General features: G+C 60.4%; 17 protein-coding genes and 1 tRNA gene. 10 read left to right on the plus strand and 8 right to left on the minus strand.

The window, feature by feature from the left end; genetic code table 11:
* Positions 1–28: 28 nt before the first annotated feature.
* On the plus strand, positions 29–1,009 hold the full coding sequence (locus tag ABIB90_RS19575; protein WP_354201230.1) for a LysR family transcriptional regulator: 981 nt from the start codon (positions 29–31) through the stop codon (positions 1,007–1,009).
* Between the two features lie 187 nt (positions 1,010–1,196).
* On the opposite strand, the gene ABIB90_RS19580 is transcribed toward ABIB90_RS19575, so the two are convergent.
* The 4 genes from ABIB90_RS19580 to ABIB90_RS19595 form a co-directional block, all read right to left on the minus strand.
* Positions 1,197–1,301: transfer RNA gene (locus tag ABIB90_RS19580), tRNA-Ser, on the minus strand.
* 425 nt (positions 1,302–1,726) lie between these two features.
* The gene (locus ABIB90_RS19585) at positions 1,727–2,077 is read right to left on the minus strand and encodes a phasin (protein WP_007601250.1); all 351 of its coding nucleotides are present in this window, start codon (positions 2,075–2,077) and stop codon (positions 1,727–1,729) included.
* Positions 2,078–2,094: 17 nt separating this feature from the next.
* On the minus strand, positions 2,095–2,958 hold the full coding sequence (locus ABIB90_RS19590) for an alpha/beta fold hydrolase (RefSeq protein ID WP_007601249.1): 864 nt from the start codon (positions 2,956–2,958) through the stop codon (positions 2,095–2,097).
* Between the two features lie 9 nt (positions 2,959–2,967).
* The gene (locus ABIB90_RS19595) at positions 2,968–5,475 is read right to left on the minus strand and encodes an alpha/beta hydrolase (protein WP_354201231.1); all 2,508 of its coding nucleotides are present in this window, start codon (positions 5,473–5,475) and stop codon (positions 2,968–2,970) included.
* A 187-nt stretch (positions 5,476–5,662) separates the two neighbouring features.
* Here ABIB90_RS19595 and ABIB90_RS19600 point away from each other — a divergent pair, with 187 nt between their 5' ends.
* From ABIB90_RS19600 to ABIB90_RS19620, 5 genes are all read left to right on the plus strand, one after another.
* Positions 5,663–6,535 (plus strand): alpha/beta fold hydrolase, encoded by an 873-nt coding sequence (locus ABIB90_RS19600; protein ID WP_354201232.1) that lies wholly within the window; start codon positions 5,663–5,665, stop codon positions 6,533–6,535.
* A complete protein-coding gene (locus ABIB90_RS19605) occupies positions 6,532–7,125 on the plus strand; it encodes a hypothetical protein (protein WP_007601246.1) in 594 nt (197 codons plus the stop codon). The genes ABIB90_RS19600 and ABIB90_RS19605 overlap by 4 nt, the downstream gene beginning before the upstream one ends.
* Positions 7,126–7,214: 89 nt before the next feature.
* A complete protein-coding gene (locus tag ABIB90_RS19610; RefSeq protein WP_007601245.1) occupies positions 7,215–7,862 on the plus strand; it encodes a CoA transferase subunit A in 648 nt (215 codons plus the stop codon).
* A gap of 4 nt (positions 7,863–7,866) precedes the next feature.
* Entirely contained in the window at positions 7,867–8,517 is a 651-nt protein-coding gene (locus ABIB90_RS19615; RefSeq protein ID WP_007601244.1) for a 3-oxoacid CoA-transferase subunit B, read from the plus strand.
* Positions 8,518–8,528: 11 nt separating this feature from the next.
* Complete coding sequence (locus ABIB90_RS19620; RefSeq protein ID WP_007601243.1) at positions 8,529–8,987, plus strand: MaoC family dehydratase; 459 nt, start codon at positions 8,529–8,531, stop codon at positions 8,985–8,987.
* A 17-nt stretch (positions 8,988–9,004) separates the two neighbouring features.
* Here ABIB90_RS19620 and fabI read toward each other — a convergent pair whose 3' ends face one another.
* From fabI to ABIB90_RS19640, 4 genes are read right to left on the minus strand one after another with little or no spacing between them, the layout of a single operon-like run.
* Complete coding sequence (fabI, locus tag ABIB90_RS19625) at positions 9,005–9,793, minus strand: enoyl-ACP reductase FabI (protein ID WP_007601242.1); 789 nt, start codon at positions 9,791–9,793, stop codon at positions 9,005–9,007.
* The gene (locus ABIB90_RS19630; RefSeq protein WP_354201233.1) at positions 9,790–11,004 is read right to left on the minus strand and encodes an acetate/propionate family kinase; all 1,215 of its coding nucleotides are present in this window, start codon (positions 11,002–11,004) and stop codon (positions 9,790–9,792) included. Before ABIB90_RS19630 ends, fabI begins: the two co-directional genes overlap by 4 nt.
* Before the next feature lie 5 nt (positions 11,005–11,009).
* The gene (locus tag ABIB90_RS19635; RefSeq protein ID WP_007601240.1) at positions 11,010–11,972 is read right to left on the minus strand and encodes a phosphate acetyltransferase; all 963 of its coding nucleotides are present in this window, start codon (positions 11,970–11,972) and stop codon (positions 11,010–11,012) included.
* A 23-nt stretch (positions 11,973–11,995) separates the two neighbouring features.
* Complete coding sequence (locus tag ABIB90_RS19640) at positions 11,996–14,221, minus strand: DUF3141 domain-containing protein (protein ID WP_354201234.1); 2,226 nt, start codon at positions 14,219–14,221, stop codon at positions 11,996–11,998.
* Positions 14,222–14,483: 262 nt separating this feature from the next.
* Between ABIB90_RS19640 and ABIB90_RS19645 the strand changes: the two genes are divergently transcribed.
* The 4 genes from ABIB90_RS19645 (at position 14,484) to ABIB90_RS19660 (ending at position 18,868) form a co-directional block, all read left to right on the plus strand.
* Complete coding sequence (locus ABIB90_RS19645; RefSeq protein ID WP_354201235.1) at positions 14,484–15,017, plus strand: GNAT family N-acetyltransferase; 534 nt, start codon at positions 14,484–14,486, stop codon at positions 15,015–15,017.
* A gap of 270 nt (positions 15,018–15,287) precedes the next feature.
* Positions 15,288–15,746, plus strand: coding sequence for a hypothetical protein (locus ABIB90_RS19650; RefSeq protein ID WP_354170222.1), 459 nt, complete (start codon positions 15,288–15,290; stop codon positions 15,744–15,746).
* Positions 15,747–16,553: 807 nt separating this feature from the next.
* Complete coding sequence (locus ABIB90_RS19655; protein WP_354201236.1) at positions 16,554–17,819, plus strand: glycosyltransferase family 2 protein; 1,266 nt, start codon at positions 16,554–16,556, stop codon at positions 17,817–17,819.
* Positions 17,816–18,868, plus strand: coding sequence for an HlyD family secretion protein (locus ABIB90_RS19660; RefSeq protein WP_354201237.1), 1,053 nt, complete (start codon positions 17,816–17,818; stop codon positions 18,866–18,868). The genes ABIB90_RS19655 and ABIB90_RS19660 overlap by 4 nt, the downstream gene beginning before the upstream one ends.
* The last annotated feature ends 876 nt before the right edge of the window (positions 18,869–19,744 follow it).

Raw genomic sequence — 19,744 nt, forward strand, 5'->3', positions numbered from 1 at the left:
ATTCTTATATCCGTTATTGTGAATCGCAATGAAGCACCAGGATCGCACCGAGACCAACCTGCTGGACCCGCGCCTGCTCAGGCTCTTCGATGCATTGTTCACCACTGGCAGCGTCACCAAGGCAGCCGAAAAGCTCGGCCAAAGTCAGCCGACCATCTCGATCTGGCTGGCCCGCCTGCGTGCGGAACTGGACGATCCGCTCTTCATCCGGTCAGCGAAGGGCATGCTGCCGACGCCGCGCGCCGAGGCTCTCATCGGCACCGCGAGGCAGGCGCTGGAAATGCTGCGTCGCCTTGCCGAGCTTCGCACCGACTTCGATCCGACAACCGCAAAGCGCCGTTTTGCCATCTGCATGACGGACGGAAGCCACGTCACGCTGCTCCCGTCCATTCTCGCCCACGTCCGCCGCGTTGCCCCAGGCGTTCGTATCGAGGCGACACAGATCGGCGCCGACACCCCACGCATGCTGCAATCCGGTGAAGCCGATGTGGCGCTCGGCTACATCTCGGATCTCGATGCTGGACACTTCCAGCAGGCTCTTTTTCCGCAGGATTGGGTCTGCCTCGCGAACGCAAAACATGCTCGGATCCGCGAACGCATCACGGCAAAGGATTTCAGGCGTGAGGCGCACGTCCTCATTCGCTCCGGCACTGGACATCAGTTGCTCGCGGGCGCGCTGCAGGAGCAGAAAATAGTCCTTGACGTTGCGCTGGAGTTGCCCGGCTTTTTGGGACTACCCGCAATCGTCGGAACGACTGACCTGCTTGCTACCCTGCCAAGGCACATTGGCGAAACCCTGGCTCACTATTACGGACTGCGCGTGCTCAACTGCCCGCTGCCGATTGCCGGCTTCACGGTGAAGCAATATTGGCACGCCCGCTTCCATCACGACCCGGCAAGCCAATGGCTGCGTGGCCTCTGCGCGGAGCTTTTTCAACAGCAGGAAGTACGCGGTCTGCATCGCTCCGGTCGGCCGAAGAAGCGAGTGCCTCGCGATTTGCAGTCGTAATGAGCTTGTTGAGATCGGCTTTCGGCTAACTTGCCCTACGGCCGAAGGTCAACGCCCGGCTATGCGCACCATATCGAATGGGGTGAGATATGCCCGTGTGACGTCCCGCCACGAAAGATATCGCGCGAGACCCGTTCTATTCTCGGCCAACATTTCGCAAAGGTATTGGGAAACAAGACCTTTTATATGGTGGGCGCACCAGGGCTCGAACCTGGGACCCGCTGATTAAGAGTCAGCCACGGGTCAAATACAATCAATGACTTATGGATCGCACTGCTGCGCTTATCCGACCGCAAATGGGCATTCGTCGCACACCACATTCCACTCCCACCTACAGGATTGGAGCCGGTCGAGATCCCTTGACGAACTTAAGAGCTGATCCGGTTCGGCTGGAATCGCAATCGCGCCAGCGGATTTACCGCCGCGCCAGATCGGTGGCGTTGCGATGCGTCGGGGGTTCGAGTCAGGAGGCCGCTACCGCTTTTCCCCACATGACGCCAATCTGCGATATTTCCTCCGATCGTCCGCCTAAACGGTGGGTTAGATCAGGGTAGGTGCTCGCGCACGGGCAAGGCCTTCCGTCATGAGACGGCGGAACCTCGGAAAACCCCAAATGCAGAGTTGCCTGGTGGGGTTTCATCACGTCACTCATTGATCCTAGTTGCTCAATAAACGATTCCCAGCTTTGCAAGCGACAGCGTCCGCGACGAGCGTGGCTCAATTCTTTGGTGCAAACGCTTCGGTCGCCGCCTTCATGGCAGACTCGCTCATGCTTTTGCTTTGCTCGGTGAGCAATCGCATTTGCGCCTGGAAAAAATCAGATTGAATCTCGAGCGCGTCCTGCATGTCCTTGGCCTGCATGAGTTTGTCGCCGAGGCCGAACGTCGCCGTGACGTTGCGTTGCATGTAGCCGCAGAACTCCTTGGCGTGGTTTGCTATCGGCAGCTTCGAGGCGTTCAGTCCCATTTCCAGCTGCTCGAAATACTCCGCGTTGGCCTTACGCAGGCGAAGAAGCGTCTCGGCGAGCATGGTGCGGATATCCGCTGCGGATGGATTGATATCGGCCATGGTGTCATTCCTCCTTGTTATGCCGCAAGTCCCCCGAACCACGCACCAAAATAGCCGGCGTAGAGCGCGGGCATTTCGAGATTCATCGAATGTCCGATACCGGGCACGACGACGAGGCGGCAGTCCGGCATTGCCGCGGCCATCGCATGAAGATCCGCGGGAGGGATCCAGCCGTCCCGTTCGCCCCACAATACCAGGTGCGAATGCCCGATCTCCGGCATGCGGCTCTCCAATTCCCGACTCTCCCGCTCGCGCGTGAGATTGACGGGCGTCCCGATCCAGATCCCTTCGGAGACGCCGAAGGTTTGTTCGATGATCCGGTCGAACAGCGCCTGGATGTCCGCGCCCCCTGGACGGAATTGCGGGACCTTATTCGGCGCCATGCTTTCCGGCACGAACAGCGATGAGGCCGCGGTCGCCATCACCGACCGGGTCACCTCCTTGCTCGCCATCATGGCGCGGAACAGCCCGATCTGGTCGGCATTAAAAGCCATGCCGAGCGGCGTGACCGGATCAAGCGCAAATACCCGCCCGAATCGCCGTGGCTGCATCAGGAGCATGCGGGCCGCGATGATGCCGCCGGTTGAATGCGTTGCAAGATGGCAGTAGTTGATGTCCAGGGTATCGAGCGCAGCCAGCATGTCCTTTGCGTGCTGCTGCATCGTGTAGTTGGTGTAATCAACCGCAGGTTTCGGCCGGTCGCTGTCGCCGCAGCCGCGCCAGTCAATGCCGATGACGCGAAGACCAGAAGGAAACAGCGGCGCAGCGAGTTCGATCCAGTCCTTGCTGGCGAGATTGCCGTGGATGAAGACGACGGTAATGTCGCCTTTGCCCCACTCTCGCCAGCCCAGCTGGACTTCGCCCGCCTGCACCATCGGCATGGACCGGTCCTACTTGTTCAGGCCGGCGGTGGGCGCGGCGCCGGCCGGCGTCGGTGCCACCGGCAAAGCAGAAGCCACCGAGCCCTTGATCATACGATCGGTTCCGACCGGCGACGACGTGTCGACGCTTCCGCGCGTCACGAAATCCACTACATCTACCGGGTATTCAACCGGGTTGTCCGTGTGGATGAAGTGCCCGGTCTCCGGATAAATCTTGAGGATCGGCCGGTTGCCCGCATTGGTCATGCGTGTCATGAAGGGCGTGATGGCATCGCGTCCGAGATCCGTCAGTCCATTGAACGCCGGCGTCGGGATGAACGGCTCCTTGTCGCCGAAGGCGAGAAAGATCGGAGCCTTGATCTGCGTGAGCCGCTCGTACAGGTTTTTCGGATCATCCTGCTGGAGCTCCGCTCCGATCGTGTAGACGTCGTAGATGAACACGTTGCACCACTGCTCGAGCTCCTTCGGATTGCCTTTAGTCAGCCCAACGCGCTGCTCGGTGTGGAAGCGGGCATATTCGCTGTCGCTGAAGAAATAGCCGCTCTTCGCCGCAGACACCGCGCCAGTCTCCGGATCGCGTTTCTTGAAATAGAAGAAGTCGCGGATGTTCTGCTCGTCACGCGCCTTCTCGGCGGCCAGAATGCCGGTCTGGTCCCAGGTCGCCCTCCACTTGTCGAAGTCATGATCGAAGGCCGGGTCGAACAGCGGCGCCTTTTTGCCCTTGGCGATGGTGATCTCGCGAGGATATTCCTCGAGACCTGATGGCGCCTCCAGCGCGAGACCCTGCACTGCATCCGGCCAGGTCAGGGCATAACCCATCACGAACTGACCGCCGAGCGAATGGCCGAGATAATACGCCTTCTTGACGCCGAGCTGGTTGACGACGAGATCGTAGATGACCTCGCGCATGTCCTGCATGGTGCGCGCCGGACTCTTGTCGAGATTGCCGGGTCCGGACATACCGTAATGCGGCAGGTCGGGCACGATCACGCGCAAGCCGCTACGCAGCGCATACTGCATGATGTTGCCGTAGTGCCCGCCGAACGCGCCTTTGCCATGGACGATCACAAGGATCTTCGGATCCTTCTCCGTGCCGGCGTATTCATCCATGTAGCCGATCTGCCAGGAATTTCCGCCCTTGTCTTTGGCATTGGCGTATTTGACCGGATAGGGATAGGTCACGAACTCTTTCCAGAACGACTTTTTGGGGTCGATGTTCTCGGCGACGCCGGGCACGCGATAATTCTTGTCAACGAATTTCTGCGCGCGGTCGAGGCTCGCCACATCATCCATGAAGGCAACGAACTTCGGGTCGTTCTTGCGCTGGTTGATGATCGGAAACACACCATAATGTGCGACCGGGCTTTCCTGAGCGATAAGGTCCGCACCGGGTACACGGTCGACAGCCTTCTGAGCCAACTTGAAGTTCAGCCACAGGTCGTTGGTAATGTGCATCACCAGCGTGCGCGCCTGGATCCGGCCGAGATAAGCATTGATGTTGTGGGTCTCGCCGACACGGTTGCGCCAGACCAGGTCGACCGCATCGTAAAGCTTGGCACGGTTGACGACGTTCAAAGCCGCCTTTTCGTTCGGGGGGTCCCAATAAAAAATTTCGGGCTGGACGGCGCCCCAATTCTGGGTCGTACGGAACGCAAAGTCATAGCCGGTCATGCCGAGGATCGACCAGCCGAACGCCACGCCCGGCATCGGATGCTTCTCTTTGGGCAGCTTGTAATAATCACCATTCGTTTCCTGCCACACCGGATCGGATTCGATCGCCGCGGTCATCATCTGGAATGTCCAGTTGCCGACAGGATCTTCCCCATCCGACTGCGTGGTGCCACCGATCGGCATCATTGCGCCGATATATTCGGGATGCATCACGCCCCAGACATAGGTCTGCGTGCCGCCCATGGAAACGCCGGACACTAGGGCCACGCGCGCGACCTTCAGCCCGTCGCGCAGCATGCGATAATTGGCCTGGACCATGTCATAGTAGCTGTACTGCGGAAACTTTACGCCGAGACCGTCCGAAGGTTTGCTGGCGCCCCAGGTTCCGAGCGGATCGACCATGATGACATAATAACGATCCGTATCGATGGGACGGCCGGGACCAATAATTGGCACGGTGCCTGACAAGGCTGCTCCTTTGACCCACTGCTCGTACATGTCGGTGGCATCGCCGGAATAATATGAGTTGATGACGACGGCATTGGTGATCTCACCGGCGGCGTTGCGCCGCGGCGTACCGACCGCGATATAGGCGGTGTGCAATTTCCCGACGCCCAAAGATTCGAGCGTGACGCCGCCCTCGCCGCCATTCTCCCACTTCGAGGGATCGGCCAGATCGTACTTGCCCCCAAGTCGAAAATTCGCGATCTCGTAGGTCTTCTTCAGCCCGTCATGCTGCATCTGCGACGAGCGGCGCGTAAAGGGCTGCGCAACCGCGAGCGATGTCCCGATCAACAGCAACAGCAGGCTGATGAGATATCGCCGCATGACATGTCTCCCGACCATGGCGAATTCCTCCGGCAGGCTTTGATTTTGCCAAACGCTAGGAGAGGACGCGGCGCGACCCTTGATCTAGCGCAAGGGAATTCGCACTGCCCGCGCGAGTGTCTTGGCACCGAATTACATGCCGGACGCCGCGATGCCTTTCCTCACGCACGGCTCCTACCGGATCCGGTATGAGCTCGACGGTCCTGTGACGGCGCCGGCCTACGTGCTGGTCAATGGACTGACTCAATATTCCGAACTGTGGACCGCTTATCGCGACGCGCTCATCGCACGGGGATTTCGCGTTGCGACGTTCGATCTGCTCGGCCAGGGCGCCTCCGACAAGCCTACGCTTTTCATCAACCAGGACGACCATGTCCTTGCGCTGCATCGCCTGATCGAGATGCTCGGCGAAGGTCCAGTCTTCCTCAGTGGAATTAGCTTCGGCGGCCTGATCGCGCTGCGCTACGCGATCGAGCATGGGGCGCGCCTCTCGGGTCTGGTGCCAATGAGTTGTTTTGCCGAGCTTTCGCCTCAACTTCTCCTGATCGGCAACGCACTACGCACCGGCCTAATTCTGGGTGGAACCGGCTATCTCCAGGATCTGCTGCTGCCGATGAATCTGTCCGATGAATGGTTGAAGCCGCTGCTGGATAAGCTCGACGGTGTCAAGCGGCAGGGCTGGCTGGTCAATGACCTCTACGCGCTGCAGAACCTGATGGAGTCGTTCCTCGACTTCCAGCCGCTGACGCCGCAACTCGCCTCGATCGCCGTCCCAACCATGATCCTGAACGGAGAGTTCGACTTCCTGACGCCGCGCGCCCTACACGAGACGCTGCGAGTCGGAATCCCCAACAGCGCGCTCGTGATCATCCCAGGCGCCTATCACGCTTTCACGTTGGAAAAGGGTGCGCTCACAGCCGACCTGCTCGCGCGCTTCGCCGATGACGTGCTGGCCGGACGCTGGCAAGGTAACAAAGCGGTCTGGATTGCGCCCGAAGACCCTGGTGGTGAGCTCACTCCATTTCCCGCCAGCTACGACCATCTGCGTGCCATCCCCGTCCAGAGGACCCGGGCATGAGCGGACTTCTCGGACCACTCGACTCCGAAGGCCGAGTGCCGCACAGCCAGCAGACTCGCGTCGCCGCTTTCCTGATCTCGGCCCATGGCGCTCTCGCAAGGCAATTCGCCCTCGCCCTGCCGGCGAAGTTCGAGGCCGGCTGGCAGACAGAATTGAACGCTCAGTTCTACCGAGAGAGCGAGATCGTGTCGCTTCTGATGCGCGCAACCACATGGGTGCCGGACCTTGCCCTGGGCTATATGGCCATATCCTGGGAGGCCGCCTGGCTTCCGACGCCGAACGAAGGCATTGCCGATCGCATTCTTTGGCAAGCAGTCCACCTCGCCACGCTCGCGCATGCCGTCCACGCCGGGATCCGGCCAGCGGCGTTACTACCGCTTGAGGCAAACCCGAATGACCCCTTCGTGATGGCGCTACGCCGCATCGAGTTCGAGAGCGGACGTCTGTTGCAGGCGCAAATCCTGTTCCTGAAAGGTCCCGACCTGTTACCCTTCCGTGGCACCGTCAGCACAGTCCTGGAAAGCCGACACACCGAACTGCGCAAGCTCTGGCACGACGCGCTCGCGAGCGTGGGAATCGTCCGCGAATGATGCGGAGCCTTGACGCAGATCAAAGCAGCGCGATTTCCGCCCTCCAGCATTCATCGACGCCCTGCACGCGCCGACCGGAGTTCTCCCTCATGAAGGCCATCTCCCTCGAAGAAGCCGTCGCAATGATCCCGGTCGGCGCGAGTGTCATGGTCGGCGGATTCATGGGTGTCGGAACACCGGAGCGCCTGCTCGACGAGGTGGTGCGGCAGAAGAAGGGCGGTCTGTCGCTGATCTGCAATGATGCGGCGATCCCCGGCAAGGGCGTCGGCAAGCTGTTCGATGCTGCGCTGGTCGCGCGATTGACCGCAACGCATATCGGTCTCAATGCGAAGGCACAGCAGCAGATGCTGGCAAACCAGATCACCGTCGATCTGGTACCCCAGGGAACCTTCGTCGAGCGCATTCGTGCGGGTGGATGCGGGCTAGGTGGAGTTCTGACGCCAACCGGCGTCGGCACGCTGGTTGCGCAGGGCAAGCGCGAGATCGAAGTCGACGGAAAGCCTTTTCTGCTGGAGACAGCCTTGCGTGCACAGTTTGCGCTAGTGCACGCCTTCCTTGCCGACTACCTCGGCAACTTGGCGTACGCATTGACCTCGCGCAACTTCAATCCAGTCATGGCGATGGCCGCCGACACCGTGATCGTCACCGCGGAGAACATTGTGCCAATCGGCGTGATCGCGCCCGACCACGTCGTGACCCCGGCGCCGCTCGTCGACTACCTCATTACAAACGGGTGACGACATGGATCCGCAGATCATCATCGCCCGGCGCGTCGCCAAGGAGCTTCGGAGCGGCGACCTCGTCAATCTCGGCATCGGTATCCCGACGCTCGTCGCGAACTACGTTCCAACGGACCTGAAGGTATTCTTCCAGTCGGAAAACGGCCTGATCGGAACGGGGCCTATCCCCGAGCAAGGCTTGGCGCATCCGACGCTAACGGACGCAGGGGGGCGCCCGATCAGCGCGCTGCCCGGGGCCTCGACCTTCGACAGCGCGATGTCGTTCGGACTGATCCGCGGCGGCCATGTCGACGTCACGGTGCTTGGCGGCCTTCAAGTCGATGCCCATGGCCATCTCGCCAACTGGATGATCCCGGGCAAGATGGTTCCAGGCATGGGCGGCGCCATGGATCTCGTGAGCGGCGCGAAGCGGGTCATCGTCGCCATGCAGCACGCAGCAAAGGGCAAGTCCAAGATTGTTGCGAAATGCAGCTTGCCGCTCACCTCGGCGCGGCCAGTAAATCTGGTCGTCACCGACATGGCTGTGATCGGCTTTGCCGATGGCACGGCGACGCTTCTTGAGACCGCGCCGGGCGTCACGATCGGCGAAGTGATGGCTGCGACTGAAGCCGACCTTCTCGTCGGCGACCATGTCCCGGAGATGATGATCTGAAGGTGAAGGACATGCGGATATTCGGCAATTTTGATGAGATAAGATCTGCGGTCGGTACCGAAATCGGCGCCAGCGACTGGATCGAGGTAACGCAGGACCGGATCAACAAGTTTGCGGAAGCGACCTGCGATGAACAGTGGATCCATGTCGACCAGGAGCGCGCGAGGAAAGAAATGCCCGGCGGCACCACCATCGCCCATGGCATGCTGTCCCTGGCGCTGGCACCGATGTTCATCCGCTCGGTGATGGGGTTAAAAGGCCTCCGAAACACCCTGAACTACGGCGCCGACAGGATCAGGTACCTTTCGCCGGTCCCGGCGGGCTCAAAGCTGCGTGGCCGCGTCAGCGTTGCTGAGACGGAGGATGTCCCTCCCGACGGGCTGCGCGTGAACTATCATCTGGTCATCGAGATCGAAGGCGGCAATCGACCGGCCTGCGTGGCCGAGCTAATCGCCCTGCACTATCGCTGAGTCGCATCCCGTCCCCTTCAGTCGATGATGTGATAACCACCATCAATATAAAGAACGCTTCCTGTAATGAGCTTGGCGCCGTCGAGCGCGAGAAATGCCGTGGCGTTGCCGACGTCTTCAATGCTGACCAGGCTGCGCGACGGGGCCTTGGATTGCGCCTTGTCCATCAGTTCGTCGAACTCTGGAATGCCTGATGCCGCTCGCGTAGCCAGCGGCCCGGGCGAAATCGCGTGCACGCGGATGCCCTTCGGCCCAAGCTCGGCGGCGATGTAGCGGACGGAGGCTTCGAGCGCCGCCTTGGCCACACCCATCACATTGTAGTTTTCGACCACCATCTGGCTGCCGTAATAGGTCATCGTGAACATGGTGCCGCCGTTCTTCATCAGCGGCTCGGCCAAATGCGCCATGCGCATGAAGGACCAGCAGGAGACCTCCATCGTCTTCAGGAAGCCGTCGCGACCGACGTCCACCACACGTCCGTGCAAGGCTTCCTTCGGTGAGAATGCGATCGAGTGCAGCAGGAAATCGAGCTGGCCCCAGTCCCTCTCGACCCGGGCAAACACTTCTTCGGTCTGCCCCTCCGTCATGACATCGAGTGGCATGAAAATAGACGCCTCAAGTGCCTGGGCAAGAGGCTCGACGTGCTTCTTCGCGCGGTCGTTCAGGTAAGTGACAGCTAGATCGGCACCAAGCGCACGAAAGGCCTTGGCGCATCCCCACGCGATCGACTGGTCGTTGGCGATGCCCACGACGAGGCCTTTTTTCCCCTTCAGGGCAATCTTGGTATCCGGAAATACGGGAATCATGATGCCCTCTCCTGTCTTTGATTGCTCGATGTTCTGTTCATCAGCACTGACAGAGTGTGCTGCGCGATCATCAGCTCCTCGTCGGTCGGCACCACATAGACTGGAATGCGACTGTCGGGACCCGAGATCAGCTGTGAGTGGCGCGTATTCTCGGCTTGATTGAGGGTGACGCCCAGCCACGCAAGCTGGCCAGCGACATGCGCGCGAATTGTTGCGGAGTTTTCGCCGATACCAGCCGTAAACACAAAGGCGTCCAGCCCCTGCAGCGCTGCGGCAAGCATGCCGGCACTGAGGCCTATGCGATAGCAGAAATATTCGACGGCCAGTCTGGCTCTCGGATCGTCACTGCTCTCCAGCACGCGCATATCGTTGCTGACGCCGGATAACCCCTTCAAGCCGCAATCGCGGTAAAGGAAGTTCTGGATGTTGGAGGCAGACATCCCCTTCTCGGAAATGAGATAGAGCACCACCCCAGGGTCGATCTGACCAGGGCGGGTTCCCATCGGAAGCCCGTCGAGAGCGGTGAAGCCCATAGTGCTTTCGACGCTTCGTCCCACGCTGAGAGCGCACATCGAGGCGCCGCTTCCGAGGTGAGCGACGATAATCCGCCCATTCGCAACTTTCGGCGCAACCTTTGGCAAGGTCTTCGCAATGTACTCGTAAGAGAGACCGTGAAAGCCGTAGCGGCGCACGCCCTCGGCATAAAGATGATGTGGAATCGCATAATGATCGGCCACCGCGCTATGTGTGCGATGAAATGCGGTATCGAAACAGGCGACCTGCGGGAGCTCCGGGAAATTCCCGAGAATCGAGCGGATCGGCGCCAGATTATGGGGTTGATGCAGCGGCGCGAGCGCGATGTACCGCTCCAGCCGGGTCACGACACCATGATCGAGCTGGATCGGCCGATCGTAGTCCGGGCCACCGTGAACGACGCGATGACCGACCGCGATCGGGTGAATGCGTTGCTCGTCCCGCAACCAGGCGCCGGCAATGTCCATCGCGGCCGGAACATCCGGCACCGCCTCGATCGGATAGGCGCGATCCGCAACCGGATCGCCGGTGGAGCCACTCGCGCGCAAACGCGGGCGGCTGCCGATCCCATCCATCTGCCCTTTCAGCTGTCGCCGCAATATTCCGTCCCCCTCGATCGAGTAGACCTGGAACTTGACGCTGGAGGAGCCGGCATTGACCACAAGGATGGTGTCCATGGCGTTCACGCGGCAATCGTTGGAGCACGCCGGCGCCGGGCATGGGCATACAGCGCTGCGACCGCGCACGAGGCCATCCGCGCACGCGCCGAATCCGCGCGTGAGGTCAGGACGACCGGGACCCGGGCTCCGAGTACGATGCCCGCGCCGTCCGCCTTGGCGAAATAGGCGAGGTTCTTTGCCAGCATGTTGCCGGCCTCCAGGTCGGGAACGACGAGGATCTGCGCGCGACCGGCGACCTCGGACTTGATCCCCTTGATGCGCGCCGCCTCCAGGTCGATGGCGTTGTCGAAAGCCAGCGGTCCGTCGAGGATCCCTCCGGTGATCTGCCCGCGATCCGCCATCTTGCAGAGTGCTGCCGCCTCGATCGTAGACGGAATTTTCGAGGTCACGGTTTCAACCGCTGACAGGATTGCCACGCGCGGTGACTTGCCGAATCCAGCTTCCACGTAAAGATCGATCGCGTTCTGGATGATGTCGCGTTTGGCGTCCAGATCAGGGAAGATGTTGATGGCCGCGTCCGTCACGAAGATGGTCTCGGCATAGGCCGGCACGTCCATCACGAAGACGTGGCTGATACGGCGGTCGGTGCGCAGGCCTCCGGCCTTCGCGGTGACCGCGCGCATCAATTCGTCGGTGTGCAAGCTGCCTTTCATCAACAGCTCACCTCGGCCGGCGTGGATCAGCTCTACCGCCTTTGCAGCGGCTTCATCGCTATGCGCTGCGTCAACGAGCTCGAAGGCCGCGATGTCGAGACCATGCCTGGCGGCCGTATCCCGGATCTTCCTTTCAGGTCCGACCAGGAGCGGCCGGATGATGCCGGCCTGTGCACTATCGACAGCGCCGCGCAATGAGCTTTCATCGCAGGGATGCACGACGATGGTTGGGGCCGGCGGCACGGCCTGCGCGGCCGCTATCAGACGGTCGTACTTGCTCGGGGACTGTGCCTGCGACGTGTCGGCTGACATGAGCCGGTTCCTTCCAGACAGCGTTACGATGCCTTCGCCTTGGGGTCGAAAGGGGCAACGTTCGACGCCCTCCCCGACGTTTCGGCGTCGAGACCGAACAGCTGCGCGACACGCTGCAGGCGGCTGGCGCGCTCGCCTGTGATGTCCTCGCTGGCCGACAGCACCTCGCTCATCGTCGTGAAAGCCGCGCGGCGCTGATTGACATCGTCGGGAAGCAACTTCGGGATAACGGCCAGCGCCGCCTCGCGATCGAGCAGCAGCATGAAGAACTGCTCGCGAACCAGCATCTTAAATTCGGCAAGCGCTAATCGCGCTCCGCTGTTGTCGTGACGAGCCTGACGCAACGCCTCGATGCTGCGTTCATCCACCATTCCTCTCGCCGAGCCGATATAAAGCAGGGCACGGATGGCCGCCTCGCGAAGCCCGCCTTCGCCAATCCTGGATCGGAGCTCGGCGATCCGTTTGTCGAGCATGGCACGGTGTTCGGCCGGCATCTCGCGCCCGCGCGACCGTTCAGCTTTCGGATCTATGCCGACCGCCGCCTGTAGCGCCGGGGAGCCGTAGACGTTGAGGAAGATCGCCTCGCTCATCGCTTCCTGCGAATCGCGCCAGCTGTCCAGCACATGAACGATCTGCTTAGAGACCTGCTCCTGAAATGCCAGGAACGGATTGTCGTTCGAAACCGGCTTGCGGTTCTCTTCTAGCCCTTCCGCTGCCGATTTCACCGCCGTCATCCATGGATTCTGACTGCTGAAGGCCTCATACTGCGTCCGCAGCGGGTGCAGGTTACGCATCAAATCTGCCGTCTGCGGCGCCACCATGCCCTTGATCCAGGGCTGCACGAACTTGCGATAGGCGGCAAGATTAAGCTCCGAGACGCGTTTGGCTGCGGCAAAGCGCCGCTCGTCCTCAGGCGAATTGCCGCCCATGGCACGAATATCCTCGAGCGTTCGGGCCTCGCAGCGCATCACCCATTGGCCAACAACGAGATCGGAACTGGTGGTTTCCTCGTCCTTGGCTTCGAACGTCGCTTCGTAAAGGCCGGGCGGTAGTACATCGATCAGATCGATGTTGCTGGAAAATTCAGCGTGCTCCTTCTTGGCGACGCCGCCCGAGACGAAGATGCCGAGATGGCCGACGCTCTCGTGAACGGTATAGACGATCGTTTGCCCATAGGCCCTGATGTCATCCACGTCGGCGTAGCATTCGAGGATCCAACCCAGCGCCTGCTGCGGCGGAGTGATGTTGTCGCCCTTGGAGCAGAACACCACGATCGGCGAACTGATGTTGCGCAGGTCTACCTTCTGCCCGTCGGACAGGGTGATATTGCCAGCGGCCAAGTTGTTGCCAACGAAGAGTTCGTCGACAATGAACTGAATCTCCTCCGCGTTGAGATTGACGTGCCCACCCCACCAGCGCTCGAATTCAAGGTAGCGATCGGCTTCGGTATCGACCTTCGAATAGACATTGTACTGCTTGGTCCAGAGCGTGTTCGACGGGTTTTGGCCTTCGAAGTTCTGGACCAGCCAGGCACCATCGAACTTCCCACCGCCGAGATCGCTAACGAGCGCAGTTAGCCAGCTTCCGCCCAGCAGGCCGCCCGAATATCGCATCGGATTTTTACCATGCACGCCGGCCCAGTACGCGAGCGGGGCTCCGGCGATGATCAGTGGACCGAACAGATCCGGCCGAACCGAAGCCAGGATCATGACCGCCCATCCGGCTTGGCAATTGCCTATGACGCAGGGTTTCCCGTCAGCGTCCGGATGGAGACTGATCACCTTTTCGATGAACAGTGCCTCGGCACGCGCGATACGCTCGATCGTCTGGCCCGGCACCGGCTCCGGCAGGAAGCCGATGAAGTAGCAGGGATGTCCCGCCTTCATCGCGACGCCGATCTCGCTGTCGGCCTTGAACCCGCCGATCCCTGGACCGTGCCCGGCGCGTGGATCAATCACGATGAACGGCCGCCGTGTGGAATCGATCTCGACGCCGGCTGGCGGGATAATGCGGACAAGCGCGTAATTGACGGGCTCGTCCAGCTTGCGGCCATCGATGATCAGTTCGGCCGCATATTGCAGAACGTGTGGCGCGGTTTGAGCGACGTGCTCCCGATATTGGTCGCCGCGCCGGCGCATCACATCGAGAAAGAGTATGCTCCGTTGTCCAGCATCGACCATGTATTCAACGGCCGAGGCGACGAGACCGGACATCGAACCGCCGGGTGATCTAGGCACTTCCATCTGCATGCTCCGACCTCAATGTCGTATGAAGGCATCCAAAGCCCGCCGCAACTGCAGGCCTTTGATATAGGTCAATGCTGGACGACGAGTATGCCGACCCAGTCGTGTCACGTCGTCATCCCGCCCGAATGTGTCGAGCTGACTGCCGAGATTCAGGCCGCCCGCTTTTTGCGGGCCCTTGATACAAATCAAACGGGCAACCGACCGCCCCGTTCATAGACCAGCCTCAGGCCGACGTGTTTTCCGGCCGCCTGAGCCGAGACCTCGCATGTCGGACATCGCCAAATACAGCGTGACGGAACACTTGCGGGACGGCAGCACGGCCGAAATCCGAGCGTTGCGGCCGGCCGACGAGACGGCCGTCCTCGACGCGCTGGATCAGACCAGCAAGCAGTCGTTGCAGCGGCGTTTTTTTGGGATCAAGCGTCATTTCTCGGACAAGGAGCGCGCGTTCTTCATGGATGTCGACTTCATGAATCACGTCGCGCTGGTGTGCGAGGTCGGGCAGCCCGAGCGGAGAATGATTGTCGGAGGCGCTCGATACGTCATGTTTGAGCCCGAACGAGCCGAGTTGGCCTTCGTCGTTGTCGACGCTTGGCAGGGCCGAGGCATCGGCTCCATCTTGATGCGCCACCTTGGCGAGATCGCCTCCAATGCCGGATTGCGTGAACTCATCGCGGAGGTCCTGCCCGAGAACAAGTCGATGCTGACGGTGCTCGGCAGGTTCGGCTTCAGGCCGGCCGGGAATCGCGACCCACAGGCAATGCATTTGGCGCTACTCCTGGGCAAAGAGGGGCAGTGATCAATGAGCGGTACATGGTTCGGGTCCGCGCTCAAACTCAACGCTGGTTCAGAGACCACAAGAACTCCAGCAGGATCATGCCGCGAGGTGCATCCGTCGGCGTTACGGAAAGCGTGGGCCGCCGGCATGAGCACGTGTTGCTGTAAGGCGGGTCCGAGAATACCGGACGCACCACCAGAGAACACGCTCTCGCGCATCGCCAAGCCGCGGGTTCTCTCGCGCACGAGCCATCATGAACCTTGCTGATGTCGCAGTCGTAAGAGGCACATTATGAAACCCTTTACTCTGCTGCTCGCTTCAGCATCTATGTTTGTATGCGCTGGCGATAGCCACGCAGTCGTGAGAATTGCCAATGACCGTGGTGGCTTGATTCAACGTTACCTTGATCGATATGATGAGTTGAATGAGACTGGCCAGACTGTGATTATCGATGGCCTCTGCGCGTCCGCCTGCACGATCGTATTAGCAAAGATCCCATCAGATAGAGTTTGCGTGACAGAAAGGGCAAACCTTGCTTTCCACGCAGCTTGGGATCTCAGCGCCGGCGGACGCCATATTACAAATCGAGAAGCTACACGGATGATCTATTCCATGTACCCGGCTCCAGTTCGGAGTTGGATCTCAGGCCGGGGTGGTTTGTCGCCTCACACAATCTTCCTTCGCGGTGCGCAGTTGCAGACGATATTTGCGCGCTGCTATTTGGACTCTGCAGTCTTCCTGCGGTCATAGTCCTTCGCCGGCGTCTGGCCTGCTATGTACAGCGATTGCCGCATGGGAAGTCGAAAAAGGCGCTTTGATCTATCTCAATTCTCTGACAGCAGCGGGCCTCAGTTTGAGGGAGTCGCGTCCATCGCTCCGCCGCGCCGGCCGGGCGGTTGGGCGCTTCCAGGGAGCTCGATATGATCAAGTCGCTCGGAATTGCCACGTTCGCCTTCTTCTTCGCAGTATCCGCTCAGGCGATGACACCTGCCCCGATTGCACAGCCCGAAAGCCTGATTACGGAAGTTGCTGCTGCCTGCGGCGTCGGTAGAACACGTATCAACGGCGTGTGCGTCGCACGGACGACGGTCCGTCAAACCCGTCGGGCGGTCCGCAGATGTGTTAGAGGGACAACGTGCTGATTGGTTGTCCTCAAGGACAATACGCAAAGTGGTTCGTCGTGATTAGATTTAGCAAGTACCGACCCCAACGGTACACCGACGCCCCCACCGGCCTCAGCCTTTCCAGACTGAGGCCGTCTTGCGCCTGAAAGGTTGGACGGACCGGTCACCTTGTGGGATTTATCGACGCGGCGAACAACTCCAACCGCAACGCTGATGCCGGCACGCCAACAATCAGCCTCAAGAGCAAGCTGTCATCGTCAACTGACGAAGCCAACGCTGCAGTTGAATAGCGCAGACACAAAAAGCAAATGTTTACGCAATTTACCACTCGACCATCAACGTGATGGTCTTCATTTTCCCGTCTGATAATTGCCTTGCGCGCCTTGTTTGGTCGGATGCTCGGAATGGTCCTGTCGTAGCGGAGGTGGCCGGCATGTCCGAAATGATGGAAGTGCTCGCCGGAACGAGTTTATTTCTACTCGCCTTCTCGCTGCTGATATTCGACATCCCCCGCTACACCTTGTCGCTGGTGTCTCTTGCTCTGTTCAGCTCGAAGCGGCGAAGCGTCGGCGGGACGGTTTGCCAGGCGACGGTAAGCGTGATTATCCCGACATTCAACGGCGGCTCCGGGCTTGCTCCTTCGATCAGCTCGCTGCGCCGGCAAACCCTCCGACCTGTCGAAATCATCGTCGTCGACGACGGCTCCACCGACGCAACACGCGCGGTCGCGGAGCGGGCGAAAGCGCAGGGCCTGGTTGACATGGTCATCTGCCATGGAACGCGCTGCGGCCGCAGCGCTGCCATCAACGCTGCAGCACGGTTTGCACGCGGCGATCTTCTTTTGACCGTAGATGCCGACACTGTCTTCGAACCGAACGCGGTTGAGCGCCTCGCGGCTGCCTTCGACGATCCGCTCGTCGCCGGCGCAAGTTGCAACATCGCGATCAGTAACGAGCGCGACTCGATATGGACAGGACTTCAAAGCGTCGAATACCTGATGTCGATCACCGCGGGGCGGTCGATCCTCGACGTGGTGGATGCGATCGCGTGTCTGTCCGGAGCCTGTTCCATGTATCGCCGGGATATTTTCGCGCAGCAGGGCGGGCTCGACGTCGGCCCGGGAGAGGATATGGAGTACACCTTGCGGCTCCGCAGACTCGGCTATGTCATTCGGTTCGTGTCCGACGCCTGGGCGGAAACAGCCGGCCCCGCAAGCGGCGTAAGTCTATTGCGACAGCGCGCGCGCTGGGATCGCGATGCTCTGCGCATCCGCTTCATGATGTATGGCGAGCTGAGTTTTCGCCATCCGCTGGAGCGTTTACCGGACACGATCCAACGGCTGGACTTCATCGTCTTTGATCTCGTCCCGACGCTCAGCCTGCCGTTCTACTTGGCCTACATTGTGCTGTTGTTCGGCTCGGATGCCGTGCTGTTTCTGTCGGCGGTCTACCTGGTGTTGCTCTGGATCTCGGTCTTCAATATGGCACTTGTGTTCGCCCTGTTCCATCGATCCGTCGGAACGTTTGGCTGGAAGATGGCTCTGATCTTTCCCTTTTACCAGGGTGTCTATCTGAAGTGCGCGCGGTTCTTTTCCTACTCTTCGGAAATCATCTTTGCCTCGTCGCGGAACGATGATTTCGTGCCGCCGCGCGTTCGCCGTGCACTATTCGGCGATCGGACGAAGGAAGTGGCCAAATGACCGTCACCCTAACACGACTCGATCCCCATATCCCCGATCCCATCGAGAGCCGTCGGCGTGCGGCCGGACGGGCCGTCCGCGCCGCCTATGCGACAATCGTATTCGGCATACTCGCATTCTTTGTCGTCTATTTCGGGAGGCCAATTCTTTATCTCGGCGGCCCGGGCAGCGTGTCCTCACCGAGATATTTGGTTTCACTGCCTTACATCGTGCAGATCAACAGCACCACCGTGCTGAGAGGTGCATCGGTCAAGGCCGGCGACGAAATCGGAAGGGTTCGGTCTCCGCAGCACGATGAGATTGTCGCCACCTATATGCGCTCGCTCGCGGACATCGCCGGTCGCAAAGCGGAACTGCGTGTTAAGGCCCGGGTTGCGCGCGAATCTCTCGACGCGGCGCGCTCACATCTGCGGCTTGCTGAGGAAGCTGTCGAACTTATCGCAAACTCATCGGCCGCGAGCCTGAATTACCGCATAGACATGTCCCGGGAGCGCGCCTTGGCGAACAAAGCCGTGGTCTCGCAGGAGGCGGAAGCCGCCGAAGCCAGCACTCAATTGGCCGCTCTCGACGAATTCAGCCGGCAACTCGGTGATCGCCTCGAAAAGGTTGAAAGCAGCTTTGCAGACGGGAGAGTCTTCGCGCCCATAGCTGGCATAGTCGCGAACAATCCTGCGCGCGCCGGCCAATCCCTGGTGGCGGGCACTCCGATTGCAGAAATTCTCGACCCCACGGATGTCTTTGTCGACTGGTACGTTCCTAACGAACGCCTGTCCGATCCAAAAGTCGGCAACGAAGTCTTTGTGCTGTTCGGCAACCGACGAATTCTGGGCAAGATCGCGGAAATCCTCCCGGTGTCAGATGTGTACCCCGGGGCGGGTTCGTCGGCGGCGCGCGAGCGTACCGCCTCGCAAATCGCGCGAATTCGCTTCAACCCAGGCGCTCATCGCCCGGCGCTGAACTCGGCCGTCGACGTTCACATGCACTACACACAACTGAGCGCGCGGATCGCTTCAGTGCTGGTGAGATTATTCGGGCTCGACGAGCTGTGAGAGTGCGCGAGGTGCAGCATGCAGGTCGAAGCGAACCAAACGGGTTGCCCGGCTTGCGGCTCCTCCACGCTAGAATTGTTTCCAGTATTCCACCACATGATGTGCGCCTATGTTGGTCCGGAGTATGACTTCACGCCAAACATCGCGGGATATACGTGCCCGAAGTGCTGCCGGGGCATTGTGCCAGCTGACCCAGCTTGCGAGATCGTGGGGACTAGCGCGCGCTGCACCCGATGTCGGGGTGAGATCGTCATGGCGCCAGAGTGTGCCGGCTAGCGCGTAAGGGTCAGCGGTCCGTCTTGTATGCCGGCAGCCCGAAAAGCTATTTCCGGCCGGGGCATTCACCCATTGGCACAAAGTGCACTGGCCAAGCACTGCGCATCTGCTTGTCTAGAGTGCGCCTTGCCGATTCTTTCCAGCCCCCAAGCTTCCAGGATTGGCGAGATCGTACAGGCCCCGGCGCGGCATCAGCTTCGCCGGGGCCACGGACGCGGGGATGGTCCTGGACTATGGACACAGAGGCAGATCGGCAACGAGGTTTGGAGTTGGGTCGCCGCTGGGCAGAGCATGCTTCGGCGCACGAGCTTGCCACCATGGTGAGCGGGTCGTTTGATGATCTCAGCGAAATTCTGCCGGCGGACGCATCTGATGAGTTCGTCGGCGGCTTCCGCGAAGGCGTGTTGCACGTCTGCGCGGGGCCTAGGATCTCAGCATAAGGGTGCGGAGATGAGACCAAGCGCCCTTGCCCCCCCATCGCGGAAAATTCCAGGCGGCCAGTTGACTGGTCAACATTCCTGACACAACTCAAACGCGCAAGTTGCTCAATTTTCCCAACTGTTGCCACGTAAGCACACCGAATTCCAGGCGGCTCAGCTA

This window comes from Bradyrhizobium sp. JR4.1 (genome assembly GCF_040548605.1).
Taxonomy (GTDB): Bacteria; Pseudomonadota; Alphaproteobacteria; order Rhizobiales; family Xanthobacteraceae; genus Bradyrhizobium; species Bradyrhizobium canariense.